The organism is Bradyrhizobium sp. Kon69 (assembly GCF_055807515.1).
In genome coordinates, this window is record NZ_JBVVOS010000033.1 from 1 (window position 1) to 15628 (window position 15628).

Annotated in this window: 18 protein-coding genes; 9 read left to right on the top strand and 9 right to left on the bottom strand. The window is 64.4% G+C overall.

Annotated features, from left to right (window positions below; translation table 11 throughout):
• Positions 1-251: 251 nt before the first annotated feature.
• Positions 252-641 carry a hypothetical protein gene (locus tag AC0L3U_RS32745; RefSeq protein WP_473364493.1) on the bottom strand — a complete coding sequence of 130 codons (390 nt, stop codon included), beginning with the start codon at positions 639-641 and terminating at the stop codon, positions 252-254.
• A gap of 46 nt (positions 642-687) precedes the next feature.
• A complete protein-coding gene (locus AC0L3U_RS32750) occupies positions 688-882 on the bottom strand; it encodes a hypothetical protein (protein ID WP_473294731.1) in 195 nt (64 codons plus the stop codon).
• Between the two features lie 48 nt (positions 883-930).
• Between AC0L3U_RS32750 and AC0L3U_RS32755 the strand changes: the two genes are divergently transcribed.
• Entirely contained in the window at positions 931-1188 is a 258-nt protein-coding gene (locus tag AC0L3U_RS32755; protein ID WP_456768835.1) for a DUF2798 domain-containing protein, read from the top strand.
• Positions 1189-1239: 51 nt separating this feature from the next.
• Here the strand turns inward: AC0L3U_RS32755 and AC0L3U_RS32760 are convergent, their stop codons facing one another.
• The 3 genes from AC0L3U_RS32760 to AC0L3U_RS32770 form a co-directional block, all read right to left on the bottom strand.
• Positions 1240-3027, bottom strand: coding sequence for a chloride channel protein (locus AC0L3U_RS32760; RefSeq protein ID WP_473364494.1), 1788 nt, complete (start codon positions 3025-3027; stop codon positions 1240-1242).
• A gap of 12 nt (positions 3028-3039) precedes the next feature.
• The gene (locus AC0L3U_RS32765) at positions 3040-3693 is read right to left on the bottom strand and encodes an L-fuculose-phosphate aldolase (RefSeq protein WP_473364495.1); all 654 of its coding nucleotides are present in this window, start codon (positions 3691-3693) and stop codon (positions 3040-3042) included.
• Between the two features lie 158 nt (positions 3694-3851).
• Positions 3852-4478: a MarC family protein gene (locus tag AC0L3U_RS32770; RefSeq protein WP_473364496.1), complete on the bottom strand. Its 627-nt coding sequence runs from the start codon at positions 4476-4478 to the stop codon at positions 3852-3854.
• Between the two features lie 155 nt (positions 4479-4633).
• Here AC0L3U_RS32770 and AC0L3U_RS32775 point away from each other — a divergent pair, with 155 nt between their 5' ends.
• The 7 genes from AC0L3U_RS32775 (at position 4634) to AC0L3U_RS32805 (ending at position 10842) form a co-directional block, all read left to right on the top strand.
• On the top strand, positions 4634-5581 hold the full coding sequence (locus tag AC0L3U_RS32775; protein WP_473364497.1) for a gamma-glutamyl-gamma-aminobutyrate hydrolase family protein: 948 nt from the start codon (positions 4634-4636) through the stop codon (positions 5579-5581).
• Positions 5582-5584: 3 nt separating this feature from the next.
• Entirely contained in the window at positions 5585-6772 is a 1188-nt protein-coding gene (locus AC0L3U_RS32780; protein ID WP_473364498.1) for a carboxylate-amine ligase, read from the top strand.
• A gap of 92 nt (positions 6773-6864) precedes the next feature.
• Positions 6865-7071: a hypothetical protein gene (locus AC0L3U_RS32785; RefSeq protein ID WP_456768828.1), complete on the top strand. Its 207-nt coding sequence runs from the start codon at positions 6865-6867 to the stop codon at positions 7069-7071.
• Positions 7072-7174: 103 nt separating this feature from the next.
• Complete coding sequence (locus AC0L3U_RS32790) at positions 7175-7741, top strand: YciE/YciF ferroxidase family protein (RefSeq protein WP_007612902.1); 567 nt, start codon at positions 7175-7177, stop codon at positions 7739-7741.
• A gap of 154 nt (positions 7742-7895) precedes the next feature.
• On the top strand, positions 7896-8279 hold the full coding sequence (locus AC0L3U_RS32795; RefSeq protein ID WP_007612908.1) for an Hsp20/alpha crystallin family protein: 384 nt from the start codon (positions 7896-7898) through the stop codon (positions 8277-8279).
• 8 nt (positions 8280-8287) lie between these two features.
• A complete protein-coding gene (gene lon / locus AC0L3U_RS32800) occupies positions 8288-10681 on the top strand; it encodes an endopeptidase La (RefSeq protein WP_473364499.1) in 2394 nt (797 codons plus the stop codon).
• A gap of 5 nt (positions 10682-10686) precedes the next feature.
• A complete protein-coding gene (locus AC0L3U_RS32805) occupies positions 10687-10842 on the top strand; it encodes a hypothetical protein (protein WP_473364500.1) in 156 nt (51 codons plus the stop codon).
• A gap of 70 nt (positions 10843-10912) precedes the next feature.
• On the opposite strand, the gene AC0L3U_RS32810 is transcribed toward AC0L3U_RS32805, so the two are convergent.
• The 3 genes from AC0L3U_RS32810 to AC0L3U_RS32820 all read right to left on the bottom strand — a co-directional run bounded on the left by AC0L3U_RS32810 (position 10913) and on the right by AC0L3U_RS32820 (position 14505).
• A complete protein-coding gene (locus tag AC0L3U_RS32810; protein ID WP_007601427.1) occupies positions 10913-11215 on the bottom strand; it encodes an HU family DNA-binding protein in 303 nt (100 codons plus the stop codon).
• Positions 11216-11572: 357 nt separating this feature from the next.
• Positions 11573-12805: an acetyl-CoA C-acetyltransferase gene (locus AC0L3U_RS32815; protein ID WP_473364501.1), complete on the bottom strand. Its 1233-nt coding sequence runs from the start codon at positions 12803-12805 to the stop codon at positions 11573-11575.
• 236 nt (positions 12806-13041) lie between these two features.
• Complete coding sequence (locus AC0L3U_RS32820; RefSeq protein ID WP_473364502.1) at positions 13042-14505, bottom strand: GH1 family beta-glucosidase; 1464 nt, start codon at positions 14503-14505, stop codon at positions 13042-13044.
• Between the two features lie 467 nt (positions 14506-14972).
• Here AC0L3U_RS32820 and AC0L3U_RS32825 point away from each other — a divergent pair, with 467 nt between their 5' ends.
• Positions 14973-15179 (top strand): hypothetical protein, encoded by a 207-nt coding sequence (locus AC0L3U_RS32825; RefSeq protein WP_007601421.1) that lies wholly within the window; start codon positions 14973-14975, stop codon positions 15177-15179.
• Positions 15180-15206: 27 nt separating this feature from the next.
• On the opposite strand, the gene AC0L3U_RS32830 is transcribed toward AC0L3U_RS32825, so the two are convergent.
• The gene (locus AC0L3U_RS32830; protein WP_473364557.1) at positions 15207-15614 is read right to left on the bottom strand and encodes a hypothetical protein; all 408 of its coding nucleotides are present in this window, start codon (positions 15612-15614) and stop codon (positions 15207-15209) included.
• Positions 15615-15628 lie beyond the last annotated feature (14 nt).

Genomic DNA, 15628 nt, shown 5'->3' on the forward strand with positions numbered 1-15628 from the left:
CCGCGTCCACCGCAAGCCCGGCTCGCGAACGTGACGACCACAAGATCGCCCCTCAAGGATGAGCCGGGATGGGCGACGCATACGCCAAAACCGAATTTCGGTAAAGTGGAATATTTTTTCCGAAGGGGATTGACGCGCCGGCGACACAGGTCGCGCAATGAGACGCCTCGCGCAGAAGCAACAAGGGGCGGCGAAACACCGCCCCTTGTTGCTATCTTGGCGCGAAACGAGACTGCGGCGAGGACAGGCGCCTAATACGGCTGATAATAGCCACGCGGACCATAGTAGGGACCGCCGCCGTAATATCCCTGGCCGCCGTAGTAAGGACCGGGGCCGTAATTATAGCGGTCCTCGTAATACTCCTGGCGCCTGCTCTCCGCGATCGCGCCGCCGATCAGACCTGCCGCCACGCCCATGAAGGCAAGGCCTGCTGCGTTCGGACCCCGTCGATAATAGCGATGGCGGCGAGCGGCGCTGAAATCTGTGGCAGCCTGAGCGGCCGGGCCCACGGCAGCGGCCTTGGCGGGCGCGGGCGAGTTGGCAGCCGAAGGCGTGACAGAGGCCGTAATCAGAACAAGACTTGCGAAAGCTGCCAACGCAACGTTGCGGCCGGCTGCAGAAATCATCTTTCCCTTATTCATCTTGACCTTCCCTGTTCTCGCTCAAAGCGACACAATCAAACAAGACTTAATGCGCAAACCACTGAAATGGTTTCAGGATCGCGGCAATCTGCCACGCTTCGAACGTTTGTAAACCGAACGTCCAGATCCAGCTTGAACCATCCAACATGAGCGGATAATGAACAGGCGCACCGTTTTTCGGTCGCCGTAAGCGTTTTACGTGAACCAACGCATCAACCGACGCCGTCGGGATCGATGCCATTCTTGAGTTCACCGTGACTGACGCGTCCTTATTCCAAAGAGAAACCAGATGATTGCGGTTCGCAAACTGCCGGCGCGCTATGCGCCGATCGTGATGCCATTCGTGCTGTCCATCCTCATGACAGCCGTGGTGTCGGTCATTTCCACGCTTCGAAGCCTCGGCGCAACGCCGGCGTTTCTCGCGACCTGGCCGGGCGCCTGGGCGCTGTCATGGCTCGTCGCCTTTCCGACGCTGCTGATGGTGCTGCCGCTGGTCCGCCGGATCGTGGCGAGCGTCGTTGCGGCTCCCTCCCAACCGGCCCGATAGCCGGCGCGGACGGCGGCGCATGACGCACGCCGTCCCGCTTCCGCGTGACCTTTACGACAGCGCGCCGAGCACGCCGCGCGTGGCCTTGTCGATCTCCTCGACATAGCGGCGACGGGCGAAGGTCTCGGTGAGGAAGCCGACCACCTTGCGGCTGTCGGTGGAATCGACCACCGCCAGCATCTCGGCCTCCGCCTCGTCGAACACCGCCATCGCCGACTTCACGTTCATTTCCGGGATCAGCACGATCTCGGTCAGGCGCGCGAGCTCGATCACCTGGATCTCGTCGGCGATGGTGTCGAGGTCGCCGGAGAACAGGTCGGGCAGCAGGACGAGGCCGACATATTCGTCCGCATTGTTGACGATGACGATCCCGGGCCGCGATCCCAGCACGAATTCGCGACGGACCGCGGCAATCGTCGTGGTCGACGGCACCTTGCCGACATCGGAGCGCATCAGCCGCTCGACGGTGAGGTTGCGCAGCCAGCCGACGTCGTTGGCGCTGCGAATGGTCTCGCCGCGCAGATGCAGGCGCCAGGTCGAGAAGGAGTGCCCGAACATGAAGCGGACGCAGATCGAGGTGACGATGCAGCCGGCCAGCACCACGGCGGTGACGTCGACGTTGCGGGTCATCTCGAGCACGAGGAACGACATCGTCAAGGGACCGCCGACGATGGCGACGCCGAGCGTCGCCATGCCCGTCAGCATCGCGACCAGCGGATCGATCACGAAGTTGGGGCTGATCAAGAGCAGCACCGCGGCAAAGAACTTTCCGATCAGGCTACCGACGAACAGCGAGGCAAAGAACAGCCCGCCGCGGAAGCCGGAGGCGAGCGAGATCAGGCAGGCCGTCACCTTCAAGGCGATGATCAGCGCGATCAGGCCGATCGTCATGTCGTGAAAGAGATCGAGCACCATCGCGCCGTGACCGGCCGCCAGCACCTGCGGCGTGACAATCGCAAATCCGCCGACGATGAGGCCGCCGATCACCGGGCGCAGCCAGACCGGCAACCATTTGAACAGGCGCTCGAACATCGAGGACGAGCGCATCACGGCGATGCCGACGCCGCTGGTGACGAGCGCGAGCCCGATCAGCGCCAGATATTGCTCGACGCCGACGGCGCTGACCTTGGGGATTTCGAGCGAGTATGGCGCGCCGCCGAGCCATTGCGCGGTCAGCGCGCCGGCGAGCGAGGCGGCGAGGATCGGCGCGGCGCTGCCGACCGAATAGACGCCGACGATCAGCTCGCAGGCGTAGAAGGCCCCCGTGATCGGTGCACCGAAGGCCGCCGCGATCGCCGCAGCGGCGCCGCAGCCGACGATCAGGCGCAGATCGTTGCGGCGCAGATTGAAGAACTTGCCGAGCAGCGAGGCGATGCCCGAGCCGATCTGGGTATAGCCGGCCTCGAGGCCGACGGAGGCGCCGCAGCCGTTCGAGATCAAGGTCTGGCTGGACACCACCACGCTGTCGCGCATCGACAGATTGCCGCCACGCAGCGCGTTCGCCTCGATCGGATCGACCGCGCTGGAGAGCTTCAGCCGTCGCCGCCACCACTCCATGATACCGAGCGCCAATCCGCCCAGCGCGGGCGCGATCAGCGCGGCCCAGGGACTGACGCTGGTATTGGCGGACAGGCGGACGTCGATGGGGATGCCGTAGATTACCATATGGGCAATCTGTGCAATCTCGGCCATCAGCGTCACGATGGCGCCGGCAAGCGTGCCGATCACCAGCGCCAGCGGGATCAGATAGAACTCGTTGCTGCGCAGCAGCGCCCGCAGCCGAACCATGACGCGGTTCGTCCCCTTGCGATCGGCGAGATGTCTGATCCGCAGGAACACGTTCTGCCCGCCCTACCCTTCCGCCATGCCGTAACCGGACATGCGCTGGCGGACCCGCTCGATCTCGGCGCTCGACAGCAGCGGCGGCTCTCCGATCTGGAGACAGCCGTGATATTGCCGCGCCAGCGTCTCGACCTCGACGGCGAGCCACATCGCCTTGTCCAACGACTTGCCGATCGCGATCATGCCGTGATGGTCGAGCAGGCAGGCAAGCCGGCCCTCCAGCGCCCGCACTGCATGTTCGGACAGCTCCATCGTTCCAAAGGTGGCATAGGGCGCGCAGCGGATGCTGTCGCCGCCGGCAGCCGCGATCATGTAGTGCACGGGCGGGATCTCCAGGCCCATGATGGCCAGGATGGTGCAATAGGTCGGATGGGTGTGGACGACGGCGTTGACGTCTGGCCGGGCCTTCAGGATGTCGAGGTGGAAGCGCCACTCGCTGGATGGCTTCTGATCGGGCGCATGCGAGCCGTCCATCGTCATGAACACGATCTGGTCCGGCGTCATGGCGTCATAGGGCACACTGGTCGGGGTGACCAGAAGCCCGTCCACATGCCGGACGCTGATGTTGCCTGAGGTGCCCTGGTTGATGCCGAGCGCGTTCATGCGGCGGCAGGCGTCGATGATGGCCTGTCTCTTGTCGAGCTCGTCCGCTGTCATCGACATCTCGATTTCCTGACGATGGGCGCCTGTCAGACGGGGAGTACGTCAAGCCATATGGCAGCGCAAGAGAAAGCGGACCGGATCGCGCGCGATCGTGGCGGCCGCCTCATGGCATCATGAAATAAACATGAAAATCAACGCATTAACAGATTGTCGCGAACCTACGGCAGGCTCGCCCGGACCGCCGCGATGCCGTTGATCACGAACTGCACCGAATAGGCCGCGAGCAGCATGCCGAGCACGCGCGAGAGGACGGCGTTGCCGGTGCGCCCAAGGCTCCGCGCGATCATGTTCGCGGAGACAAAGCAGAGCATGCAGAGCAGGCACACGCAGAGCACGACCGCGATGATGATCGCGAGCCTAGGCCCGTAGCCGGCATCGCCCGTCAGGAGCAGCGTGGTTGCGATCGCGCCGGGACCGGCCATCATCGGGATCGCCAACGGGAATACCGCGACGTCGGAGGCGTGCTCGGAGCTTGCCTTGTCGGCCTCGCGGGCCTCGCGATGCGGACGGTCGCCGAAGATCATCTGGTAGGACACGCCGAACAGCAGCAGCCCGCCGGCGATCTGGAAGGCGGGGATGCCGATCCCGAGCTGGCGCAGCAGCCAGTTTCCAATCAGGGCGATCACCACCAGGATCGACGCCGCAATCAGCGGCGCGCGCAGCGCGATGGTGCGTTTGGTCTTGTCGGGCATGCCTCCGGTCGCGGCGAGGAAGGCGGGCACGAGACCAATGGGATCGACCACCAGCAGCAACGTCACAAACGCGGACAGGGAGAAATCAATCATGGCGCCTCTTCCGGTCCGACGGCCCAAGCACGTCGCAATAACAAAAGTTAGTTCAGGGTCGGGTCAAAAAGATCAACCAGCTCAATCGCGAAGCAACCATTCCGCAGGATTGCCGTTTCACTGATCATCGATACGAGCAGAAGCAGCACAGACAATTGCACGAGCCCCGTTCCAGAATTGATCCGCACGATCCCATTTCCTGCAGCCGCTGGGCGCTTCGATTAGGGACAAACGTCAGAGAACTCAAGGCCGCCATTCACCAATTCGGCAGCGCCGCGGACGCAGTCGCCTACGGCCTTCAGCAGTGGCGGCTCACCGCATCCCGAGGCCAGTGGCAAGCCCGCAGCGGGGCGCCGCAGGTCGGCATCCTCTCGGATTCCATCGTTGCGCGCGGCGAGCAGCTTGCCTCCGTCGCCTTGATCTGCGTCAACGCCGTCGGCCTCGTCGCTGGCGCCGTGCCGCGGGTCTTGCCCGCGGCCCCCGAAGCAGATGTCGATGCGTATCTCGACGGCCTCGACGGCCTCTTCATCGGCGGTGGACAGACCAACGTCCATCCTTCCCGCTACGGACAAACAGCCGACGAAGCGCGCGATGGTCCGTTTGATGAATTCCGCGATGAGGTCGCGCTTCGCCTGATTCCGCGCGCGCTGGCGCGCGGCATTCCCGCCCTGTTCGTCTGCCGCGGAATCCAGGAGCTCAACGTCGCCTTTGGCGGCACGCTGGCGAAGGAGCCAGACGGTTTGCCGGAGGACAAACGCCACGGCACGCCCGAGGCGGACAATGAGGATGCCCGCTATCGGCTGCGGCAAAAAGTGACGCTGCGCAAGAGTGGCGTGTTGCAACAGATCTGCGGCTCAGATGCCATCACCGTCAATTCGCTGCACAGCTTCCTGATCGACGATCTCGCACCGGGTCTGGTGGCGGAGGCCGTCGCCGAAGACGGCTCGGTCGAGGCCGTCAGCGTCGAAGGCGCGGGCGCTTTTGCGCTCGGCACCCTCTTTCATCCCGACTATTGGGCGAGCTCCGACCATGCGTCAGCCCGCATTCTCTCTGCCTTCGGAGACGCGGTTCGTCAGCATGCGAAGGCGCAAGGGGCAGCGTAGGTCATGCACCGTTATCGCTTCGGCATCGAGGAGGAATATTTTCTGGTCAACCGCCAATCGGCGGCACCGAAGTCCGAGCTGCCCAAATCCTATATGGCAGCGGCCCAGAAACGCCTCGGGGAGCGGCTGACCACCGAGATCCTGCAATCGCAGATCGAAGTGGCGACGCCGCCATTGGCGACTTCAGCCGATGCCATCGCCGAGCTCGGGCACTACCGCGCGGTTCTGGCCGAGGTCGGCAAGGAGCACGGGGTCGGTATCATCGCGGCGGGAACGCATCCGTTGGCTCAACCCCAGCAGCAGCGCATGACGCGCAAGCGCCGCTACAGCAAGGTCATCAACGACCTCGGGATGGTCGGCCTCGGCAATCCGATCAGCGGGCTGCACGTCCACGTCGAGGTGCCCGAGCCGGACCACCGGGTCGAGATCATGCACCGCCTGGTCCCGTTCCTGCCGCTGCTGCTGGCGCTGTCGACCTCGTCGCCGTTCTGGTGCGGCTACCCCACCGGATTGCTCGGCTACCGCAATGCCGCAAACGACGCCCTGCCCCGGACCGGCTTTCCCGAGATGTTTCGCAACCTCGCGGAATACGAAACCTATGTGAGAACCCTGGTCGATGCAGGCATCGTCCCCAATGCCACCTATGTGTGGTGGGCGCTCCGGCCTTCGCTCCAACATCCGACCCTGGAGCTGCGCATCACCGACTGCTGCACGGCAATTGCGGACTCGGTGGCGATCGCGGCGCTGTTTCGCGCGCTGGTCAGGCACGCCGTGCACCATCCGGATCTGAACGCCACCCATTCGGCCGTGCACCGCGCGCTGATCGAGGAGAACCGCTGGCGTGCCCAGCGCTACGGAACCGACGGGACGTATATCGATCTGGTGTCGTTCGAGCCGGTCTCGTTCAGGACCTGGCTCGAGACGGTGATCGCCATGCTGGCAGCCGACATCGCGCATCTTCGCATCGAGGACGATATCCAGCATCTCAAGACCATCCCCAAGCGCGGCACGTCGGCCCATCTTCAACTGGAATATTTCCGGGGCTTGAGGAAATTCGGCCGATCGCCCCGGGACGCGATCGGCGACGTGACGAAATGGCTGCGGACCTCGACCGAGGCCGGTGACTTCACCGCGCGGGCGGGCGAGCCGAAGGGGACTTCGGTGCGGCAGCCTGTCGCCAATCCCGTGTGAGGCGTCGGATGCGAGGAGGGCTGGTTGAGGAACGACCTTCCGCCATCCGACTTAGCTGACCATGACCGCAAGGGACATGGTGGAGATCATCTATGAGCGACAGCGGAGTTAGCATGTTGCTGGGCCACGCCTCGAGCCAGATGCTTTGGCTCTGGTTCATCGGCGCGTTCGTGCTCGGCGGCGCCCTCGTCTACGGCGTCATGAAGGCCGGTCACCTCCGTCGCAGCGAGCGCGCACGCCTCGATCGCGCGACGGAAGCGCGACAGCGGCAGGACGATCCGTACAAACGGCCGGGTTAATCCACACTGCGTTGCATATTGGGAACCTTTGGCCGCGCAGAGTCTTGATCGCCCGAGGATAGAGGAAGGCGGGGCCTTCCCGTTCACCTCGACAGGAGGATGTATGGCCAAGAAAGCAAAGAAGCGCACAACCAAGAAATCGTCGACGGGCCGCGCCCGTCAGGCGCCGAAGATGTTGAGCGACCTATTCCTGGAGACGCTCAAGGACATCTATTTCGCCGAGAACAAGATCATCAAGACCTTGCCCAAGATGGCCAAGGCCGCCAACTCGAAGGAGCTCGCGGCGGCTTTCAACAAGCATCTGCGCGAGACCCAGGGCCAGGTCAAACGTCTGGACCAGATCTTCAAGATGTTGGGCAAGCCGGCCCGCGGCAAGCCTTGCGAAGCGATCAACGGCATCACCGACGAAGGCGCCGAGATCATGAAGGAGTTCAAGAACGCTCCTGCGCTCGACGCCGGCCTGCTCGCAGCCGCGCAGGCGGTCGAGCATTACGAAATCTCCCGCTACGGCACGCTGCGCACCTGGGCCGAGGAGCTCGGCATGCAGGACGCCGCAAGGCTGCTGCAGGCGACGCTGGACGAGGAAGAGGCGACCGATCACACCCTGACCGAGCTCGCCACCTCCGTGATCAACCTCGAGGCGGAAGAGGAATATCGCCAGGCGGCCTGAGCCCCACGTGGCGTTACGACGAAACGCCGCGGCCGGAAGGCCGCGGCGCTTGTGTTTTCGGATCGCACGATCCGCATGGCACCTCCGCGCCGCCGGGCTGGAATTCTCGGGAACCGGCCCCATATTCAGCGTTCCCCACCGCCGAGCCCGCATCATGCAACCCAAAAATCCCCTCGACTGGATGCTGTCCGAAGCCCTGGACTCGCTGACCCGCGCCGAACGGCTGCGCCAGCAGTTCGGCCGCCAGGACGCCTGCTGGGAGCCACCGATCGACGTGCTCGAAACCGAGCATGAACTCCTGATCCTGGTCGCGCTTCCCGGCGTCAATCCCGACAATGTCGAGACTGTCATCCATGACGGCGTGCTCGTCATCTCTGGCCAGCGCACCCTTCCACCCGAGCTTCGCAACGCCCGCATCCACCGGCTCGAACTGCCGCAGGGGCGTTTTGAGCGCCGCATTGCATTGCCCGTTGGCCGCTACGCCATCAGCCGCTTCGTGATGGACGGCTGCGTCGCGCTGCGCCTCGCCAAATCCTGAGGTCGATCATGGCCACCGAACCTATGAATACCGCACCGACCAATCCCCAGAGCAATTCCGACGTGAAGATTCCCGAAGACGCGCTGATCATCATTCCCGTGCGCGAGATGGTGCTGTTCCCCGGCGCCATCGCGCCGATCGCGATCGCGCGACCAAAGTCCGTCGCCGCCGCGCAACAGGCGCTGCGCGAGCAGCGGCCGGTCGGCATCGTCCTGCAACGCAGCCCCGAGACCGAGGAGCCCGGACCGGACGACCTCTATCGGGTCGCGACCATCGCCAACATCGTGCGCTACATCACCGCGCCCGACGGCACCCATCACATCGTCTGCCAGGGCGTGCAGCGCGCGCGCATCCTCGACTTCCTGCCGGGGACGCCGTTCCCGGCCGCGCGGATCCAGCAGATTCCGGAGCCGACCACGAGCACGCCCGAGATCGAGGCCCGCGGGCTAAACCTGCAGCGTCAGGCCATCGAGGCGATCGAGCTGCTGCCGCAGGCCCCGCCGGAGCTGATCGCGATGTTCCAGGGCACCACCGCGCCCGGCGCGCTGGCGGACCTGGCGACCTCGTTCATGGACATCAAGCCGCAGGACAAGCAGGAGGTGCTGGAGACCATCGACCTCGCTCTGCGCGTCGAGAAGGTGTCGAAGCATCTGGCCGAACGGCTGGAGGTGCTGCGCATCAGCAACGAGATCGGCCAGCAGACCCGCGCCAGCTTCGACGAGCGGCAGCGCGAGGCGATCCTGCGCGAGCAGATGGCGACCATTCAGCGCCAGCTCGGCGAAGGCGACGGCAAGGCGGCCGAGGTCGCCGAGCTGACCGCTGCCATCGCCAAGGCCAACATGCCGCCCGAGGCCGATGCACATGCGAAGAAGGAGCTGCGCCGCTACGAGCGCATGCCGGAGGCCGCCGGCGAAGCCGGCATGGTCCGCACTTACCTGGACTGGCTGATCGAGCTGCCGTGGGCGCTGCCCGCGGAGAAGCCGATCGACATCAAGGAAGCGCGCCGCATCCTCGATGCCGACCACTTTGGCCTGGAGAAGATCAAGAGCCGGATCATCGAATATCTGGCGGTGCGCAAGCTGGCGCCGCAGGGCAAGGCGCCGATCCTGTGCTTCGTCGGACCGCCCGGCGTCGGCAAGACCTCGCTCGGCCAATCCATCGCACGCGCGATGGACCGTCCCTTCGTGCGCGTCAGCCTCGGCGGCGTGCATGACGAGGCCGAGATCCGCGGCCATCGGCGCACCTATATCGGCGCGCTGCCCGGCAACATCATCCAGGGCATCAAGAAGGCCGGCACCCGGAACTGCGTCATGATGCTGGACGAGATCGACAAGATGGGCCGCGGCGTGCAGGGAGATCCTTCCGCAGCGATGCTGGAGGTGCTCGACCCCGAGCAGAACGGGACGTTCCGGGATAATTACCTGGGCGTGCCCTTCGACCTGTCGCGGGTGGTGTTCATCGCGACCGCCAACATGCTGGACCAGATCCCGGGTCCGTTGCTGGACCGCATGGAGCTGATCAGCCTCGCCGGCTACACCGAGGAAGAGAAGCTGGAGATCGCGAAGCGCTACCTGGTGCGGCGGCAGCTCGAGGCCAATGGCTTGACGCCGGAGCAAGCCGAGATCGAGCCGGAGGCGCTGAAGCTGGTGGTCAAGGGCTACACCCGCGAAGCCGGCGTGCGTAACCTCGAGCGCGAGATCGGCAAGCTGTTCCGGCATGCCGCGGTGCAGGTCGCCGAGGGCACGGCTGTCAAGGTCGTCGTGGCGCCAAAGGACATCGGCACCGTGCTCGGCCAGCCGCGCTTCGAAGGCGAGATCGCGCAGCGCACCAGCATCCCGGGCGTGGCCACCGGCCTTGCCTGGACGCCGGTCGGCGGCGACATCCTGTTCATCGAGGCCTCGCGGGTATCCGGCCGCGGCGGCATGATCCTGACCGGCCAACTCGGCGAGGTCATGCGCGAGAGCGTGCAGGCTGCGATGACGCTGGTGAAGAGCAAGGCCACGCAGCTCGGGATCGATCCGCAGCTGTTCGAAAAGAGCGACATCCACGTTCACGTGCCCGCAGGCGCGACCCCGAAGGACGGGCCGAGTGCGGGGGTCGCGATGTTCACGGCGCTGACGTCCCTGCTCACCAATCGCACGGTGCGCAGCGACACCGCCATGACCGGCGAGATCTCGCTGCGCGGCCTGGTGCTGCCGGTCGGCGGCATCAAGGAGAAGGTGGTGGCGGCTGCGGCCGCGGGCCTGAAGCGGGTGATGCTGCCGGCGCGCAACAAGCGGGACTACGACGACATCCCGCAGAGCGCGCGGGACAAGCTCGAATTCATCTGGCTGGAGCGCGTCGACGAGGCCATCGCCGCGGCGCTCGAGCCGGCCGAGGCCAAGGTCGAAGCGGCGGAGTGAATGCGATGAAGAAACTGCTGGAAAGAGCAAAGCGATCGCGGAAGACGCAGCGGCTGCGCCAGTTGCTCGATCGCGCCATCGACGGGGTTCGCGATGCGCTGGCGGCGCCAGGACCGCGGCTTCAGCCCGTCCCGGTCCGGGTGAAGCGCCGCAAGGGTTGAGCCCTCCGTCTCAAGTCCTCGCGGCAGCCCCAAACAAAAGGCCCCCTCGGTCGAGGGGGCCTTCGCGTTGTTAGCCCACTGCGTCCTTGGCAGCCTTGACCGGGCGGGCGCGGACGATCTTCCGGGCCGGCTTGGCCTTGAACATCATCTCTTCACCCGTGAACGGGTTGGTGCCCTTGCGCGCCTTGGTCGCGGGCTTCTTGATGACCACGAACTTGGCGAAGCCCGGCACCAGGAACAGGCCGTTCTTCTTGAGCTCCTTATGGCCGACGTCGGTCAGCGTCTCCATGACGCTCTTGACGTCACGCTTGGAAAGCTCGGTGGTGGTCGCGATCTTTTCGATCAGCTGCGATTTCGACATTTGGGTGGCCATCGTGTCTCCTCTGATTCGTTGACGGCTGCATATTAGACCAACCGGTGAAGGCCTATAGCCTTCTGCACAGTTTTGTCGGGGTTTTACGGGCTTTTTTGGCCCTCTGTGGCAAAAAACCCTGCTTTTTAGCCACTTCCGGAGCGGGAGAAGCCTCAGGCAGCGGATTTTACCTTGTTTCAAAGGCCCGCACGCAGCCTTGCTAAAGCTGATTCGATGCTTTCGACAAGCGACGACCGGCCTCTTTGTCGGAGTCCGGTCGCGATTCACCCTGGAAAATAAGCCTAGATCGTCGTGATGCGGCGATCGCGGGTACTTTCTCTCCCTTATTTCTAAGGAGCGCGACGAGCTTCGCTCGCGCTAGATACGTTCGATGATGACGGCCGGGGCCATGCCACCGGCCGCGCACATGGTGACGAGACCGCGCTTCAAGTCGCGCCGTTCGAGCTCGTCGAGCACGGTGCCGATCAGGATCGAGCCGGTGGCGCCGATGGGATGGCCGAGTGCGATCGAGCCGCCATTGACGTTGACCTTGGCGCGGTCGAGCTTGAGGTCGCGGATGTATTTCTCCGCAACCACGGCAAAGGCCTCGTTGATCTCGAACAGGTCGATGTCGTCCATGGTCAGCCCCGCCTTCGCCAGCACCTTGCGCGTCGCCGGCACCGGCGCGTTCAGCATCAAGGTCGGCGAGTCCCCCATGTTGGCCATCGCGACCACGCGGGCGCGCGGCTTCAGGCCATGCGCCTTGGCATAAGCCGGCGACGCCAGCAGGATCGCAGCCGCGCCGTCGACCACGCCGGACGAGTTGCCGGCGTGGTGCATGAAGTCGATCTCGAGTTCGGGGTACTTCTGCAGGATCAGGCCGCGATAGGTCGTGCCCTTGTCGTCGAGCGCATGGTCGGCGACCGCGGGGAATGCGGGCTTCAAAGCGCTCAACCCTTCCATCGTGGTCTGCGGCCGCGGATATTCTTCATGGTCGAGCGCGAGGCTGCCGTCCTCGCGATGCACCGGCACGAGGCTGTTCTTGAAGTGGCCATTCGCGATCGCAAAGGCTGCGCGCTTCTGGCTTTCGAGGCCGAGCGCGTCGACGTCCCTTCGCGTGATGCCTTCCAGCGTTGCGATCGCGTCGGCGCAGACGCCCTGATGCGACTGCGGATGCCGCGCACGCAGGCGCAGATTGCCGTTGTCCATCATCATCGGGCCGCCGCCGCGACGTCCTTCCATCGACATCATCTCGCAGCCGCCGGCGACGACGAGGTCCTCCGTGCCCGACATGATCGAGGCCGCGGCCATGTTGACGCTGGTGATGCCGGAGCCGCAGAAACGGTCGAGCGTCACGGCACTCGCGCGTACGTCGTAACCGGCGTCCAGCGCCGACATGCGGCCGAGATCGCCGCCTTGCGTTGCGACCTGCGCGCTGCAGCCCCAGACGATGTCGTCGACGTCGGCAGTGTCGATGCCGGTGCGCGTCGCGAGCGCGCGCAGCACGGTTGCTCCCAGCTGCTGCGGATGAATGCCCGAGAGTGCGCCCTTGCCGGCCTTGCCGACGCCGCGCGGGGTCCGGCAGGCATCGATGATGAGTGCGTCGGTCATTGGCGTGTCCTCTTGTTATGAGTGGTTGAGGACGGTTTTGAATAAGGCAGAGAGTGGAGTCAATGCGCGGCGCTGCACTCCCTCTCCCCGTTCTTACGGGGAGAGGGTTGGGGTGAGGGGCTGCCTCAATAAAGACGGTGACAGACGGACTCGCGGAGACTCCCCCTCACCCGGATTTTCCGCTGCGCGTAAAATCCGGCCTCTCCCCGCAAGCGGGGAGAGGCGAAGAGACGCCGCTACACCCCCGCCGCGTTCTTCGCGATCACGTTGCGATAGAAGCTGGCGCTGAGTTTCGGCGTACGCACCTGGGTGTCGAAATTGACGTGGTAGAGCCCAAAGCGCTTGTTGAGCCCGAACACCCATTCGAAATTGTCCATCAGGCTCCAGAGGAAATAGCCGCGCACCGGCACGCCTTCGGCCGTGGCGCGCTGGAGCTGAGCGAGGTAGTTGCGCAGATACATGATGCGGTCGGTGTCGTAGATCTTGCCGTCGGGCGTCACGACGTCTTCGCCGGAGGTGCCGTTCTCGCTGATATAGATCGCATCCGTCTTCCAGATCTTCGCCGCCAGCTTCGGCACCCAGTAGATCGTCTCGGGGCCGACGCGCAGCCAGTCCGAGTTCATGTGCGGGAACGATTTCGGGATCGGCAGCGGCATGAAGCCCGCGCCCTGGTCGGACGCCACCACGTAGTTCTGCGGCGCGTAGATGTTGAGGCCGAGGAAATCGACCGGCGAAGATATGATCTTCAGCTCGGCATCGGTGTATTTCGGCGCGTCGCGCCCCGCGAACTTCAAGAAGGCGTCGGTGTACTGGCCCGTCATGATGACGTTGAGATAGCCGGCGTTCATCTCGCGCAGCGCGATCTCGGCGGCACGGACGTTCTCCGGCGTGTCGATCGCGGGGGCGCAGGCATCGATGTTCTCGGCCGGCCCCACCCTGGTGCCGCGGCGGCCATGGGCGCGTACCGCCTGCACCGCGAGCCCGTGCGCGAGTGCGCTATTGTGCCTGATCTGGTTGACCTCGGCTTGCGGCAGCGTCACGCCGGGCGCGTCGATGCCGATGCCGTAGCCGAAATGGACGAACCGACCGCTCTCGTTCAGTGTGAAGACGTTCTTGACGCGATCGGTCAGGTGCTCGGCGACATAGGCCGCGTAATCGCCGAATATCTTGCAGGTCTCCGTCGAGCGCCAACCGCCAAACCGGTCCTGGAGCGATTGCGGCAGGTCCCAATGATAAAGCGTCAGCCACGGCTCGATGCCGTTCTTGAGGAGTTCGTCGACCAGGCGGTTGTAGAAGTCGAGCCCCTTCGGGTTGGGTTTGCCATCGCCGTCCGGAAACAGCCGCGGCCAGGCCACCGAGAAGCGATAGGCCTTGCAACCGAGCTCCCTGATGAGCGCGATGTCCTCCTTGTAGCGGTGATAGTGCTCGTTGGCGCGGTCGCCGGTCGAGCCGTCCTCGATCTTGCCGGGGATGCGGACGAACTTGTCCCAGATCGAGGCCCCTCGCCCGTCCTCGTTGACGGCGCCCTCGACCTGATAGGACGAGGTCGCGGTGCCCCAGACGAAGCCCGCCGGAAAGCCGTCCCCGCTCCGTGGCGGCGATGCGGGCTTGGCGTCCGCCCCCGTAAGAGGATTGGCGATGCCGGCTGCGGACAATCCCGCCAGCGTGGCGAATTGGCGGCGCGAGACCTTGTCCGACATTGATAGTGCTCCGGGGTGATGCTCTTTCGGCGGCACCATGGCGAATCGCGGGTCGTTTGAGAAGCGGGCGAGCGGAAGGCTGAGGATACAGAATTGCCGAATGCGACAAAGTTGTCCGAAAGGGGCTAGGGCGATTGTCGGCAGAGCTACCCCAAGCCGAAATACCAGCCCAATCAGGCGAGGAAGTTGTCAGTTCCCCTCGATACGAGGGCCCGTAGGCTCACAGAATGCCATAAACCGCTCGGAAATTACGACCAAAGTTCGAAAATATGGCGTATGGTGCAACCATCGCCGCTCCGCTCTGGGCGATTGTCTGTCCGCACCGGTCAAGCAAGAGAACGACTGACTATGACGCGGTTTGACCGCACGAGACTGTGGTCACCTCTTCCGCTTGACCAAGCGCCTGTCCTGCCAGGGATACAACGACCGACCCCGCGTCAGAGCCACTGTGAATTCGAGGTAGATATATGTCGTATGCCTACAAGCTGAATGAAGACGTTCGCCACCAGCCCCAAGGCCCACAAGGACGTGCCGCAACCGAGCCACCGATGATTTACACCATCGTCCAGCATATGCCTATCGAGGCCGATGGACGTCTCCGATACCGCATCAAGTGCAAGTCTGAGAAAATCGAGCGAGTCGTCACGGAAGATCAGCTTTCGTATTCGCAGTGAACTGCTCGATGACGGCGGCTCCCTCGCTCAGCGTGAGCGCTTCGGCAACTTTGGCAGCTTGTCGGGATTGAACGGCGGTATCTGCCGGGCTCGTTCGGGTGCGGGGGTCTGCTGTTCCGTCAGGATCAGCGTACCCTGGAGGATCATTCCCGGCACTTGCGCTGCTATCGCCGTGTAGGTCGCGACCTTGCCCGGGCAGTTTCCCTCGATATCCAGCGTGAGCTCATCGTCGACGCCGAATACCGTTGCGCGTCCGTCGGTATGGCGCTTCGTCGATACGGTGGCGGTGAAGCGATCGCCGTCGACCTTGCAAGAGCCGTGATAGGTCATCAGGCTGTCGCAGCCCCAGATCTGTCCGTCCGCGATATGGACGATCCCGGTCCCCTGATCGAGCGGCGTCTTGTACCACGCCGCATAGGTGCCGTCCTTCAACACGGGAGCAGTCTCCC